General features: G+C 71.0%; 2 protein-coding genes. Both read right to left on the bottom strand.

Annotation, left to right across the window (positions count from 1 at the left end; translation table 11 throughout):
• Nucleotides 1–945 (bottom strand): peptide chain release factor 1 (gene prfA / locus HC022_RS25900; RefSeq protein ID WP_167454298.1); only part of this gene is annotated, 945 nt, incomplete at its 3' end.
• Between the two features lie 118 nt (nucleotides 946–1,063).
• Complete coding sequence (locus HC022_RS25895; RefSeq protein ID WP_167454297.1) at nucleotides 1,064–1,480, bottom strand: DUF1499 domain-containing protein; 417 nt, start codon at nucleotides 1,478–1,480, stop codon at nucleotides 1,064–1,066.
• Between the last annotated feature and the right edge of the window lie 250 nt (nucleotides 1,481–1,730).

Genomic DNA, 1,730 nt, shown 5'->3' with positions numbered 1-1,730 from the left:
CAGCCCGATGCGGTGATCCGTCATCCGGCCCTGCGGAAAGTTGTAGGTGCGGATGCGCTCGGAGCGGTCGCCCGAGCCCACCTGCGCGCGGCGGTCCGAGGCGCGCGCGTCGTCGGCCTTCTGTCGCTCCATGTCGTAGAGCCGCGCACGCAGCACATTCATCGCGATCTCGCGGTTGCGGTGCTGGGATTTCTCCGAGCTGGTCACCACGAGGCCGGTGGGCAGGTGGGTGATCCGCACCGCCGAGTCGGTGGTGTTGACGTGCTGGCCGCCGGCGCCCGAGCTGCGCATGGTGTCGATGCGGAGGTCACCGGGGGCGATGTCGATGTCGACCGCCTCGGCCTCGGGTAGCACCGCGACGGTGGCGGCGGAGGTGTGGATGCGGCCGCCGGATTCGGTCTCGGGTACGCGCTGGACCCGGTGGACGCCGGATTCGAACTTGAGCCGCGCGAAGACGTTCTCGCCCTCGATGCGCACCACCAGCTCCTTGAGGCCGCCAAGCTCGGTGTCCTGCTCCTCGATCACCTCCCAGCGCCAGCCGCGGGCCTCGGAGTAGCGCTGGTACATGCGCGCGAGATCGCCGGCAAACAGCGCCGCCTCCTCGCCGCCGGTGCCGGGGCGGATCTCGAGGATCGCGGGACGGGCGTCGGCGGCATCGCGCGGCAGAAGCGCCAGCTGCAGCGCCTTCTCGGCCTCGGGCATCCGGGCGCGGAGGGCGGGAAGCTCCTCCTCGGCCAGCGCCTTCATCTCGGGATCCGCCAGCATTTCTTCGGCCTCGGAGAGATCCGCCTGCAGGCGGTTCCACTCGGCGATCTGGTCCACCACCGGCTTGAGCTCGGCGTATTCACGGCCAAGCGCGGCAATGTCGCCCCCTCCCTCGGCCATACGGGCCTCGAGATATTCGAAACGTTCGCGGATCTGCTGAAGTCGGTCTGCCGGGATCATGGCGCAACTCTCTTTCCCGAAACCGCGCGGCGGTCAAGGGCGCCTGCGTGCCCGGCCACCGGTTTGGCGGCCCCGCCAGCGCACACGCCAGTGCAACGGCCGGGCCGCGGCAGCGCCCTCACTCGGCGTCGGTGGCCTGAAGCCGCTGCAACCAGCTCTCGACACGAGCCTTGTTCACGCCCGAATCCGTGGTGCCGAAGCGCAGCCGCGCGAAGAGCTCGAGGTTGGTCTCGTCGAGCTGCACGGTGGTGTAGTCGGGAAAGCCCATCCACTGCGAACGGGTGATGTAGGTCACGCGGCCCTCGCCCGGACTGCCCGCCAGCACTTCGGTGCGCGGGGTCTCGAGGATGATCCGGTGCAGCGACTCGAAGCGGGATTCGTCGCCCGGAATGCGCCTTCGCACGCCTGCGGCAAGATCCTGGTCCGCGGTCACCTTGGGATCCACGTGCCAGACCGCCGGGTCCGAAGGCGCCAGCCGGATCCACGCAATCCCGCCGATCGCGACGAGCACAACGAGCCAGAAAATCAGTCGCAAGGGCTGCGGTCCTTTCAGGGGTCGGTCGGGCCGGAGGGCAGAAACGCCCGTCCGGGCCGGGTCGAATGGTCAGCGCCGGACCGCAGCGGCCCGGCCTGTCCCTCTTCACACGATTCCGAGCGGCGGGAAAAGGCCGGGGCGGTCCCCCTTTCCGGGAACCCCCCCCCGCCCCCCTGCCCGGCCCCCCCCCGTCGCGCCCCCGGCGCCGCCCCTCCCACCCCCCGGGGCGGGCAGGCCCGGCGCCCCCCGG

Origin of the sequence: Salipiger sp. HF18, assembly GCF_011806505.1 — a bacterium.
Classification (GTDB): Bacteria; Pseudomonadota; Alphaproteobacteria; order Rhodobacterales; family Rhodobacteraceae; genus Salipiger; species Salipiger thiooxidans.
Note: the sequence above shows the minus strand (reverse complement) of the source record. Positions and strands in the feature narration are given on the sequence as shown.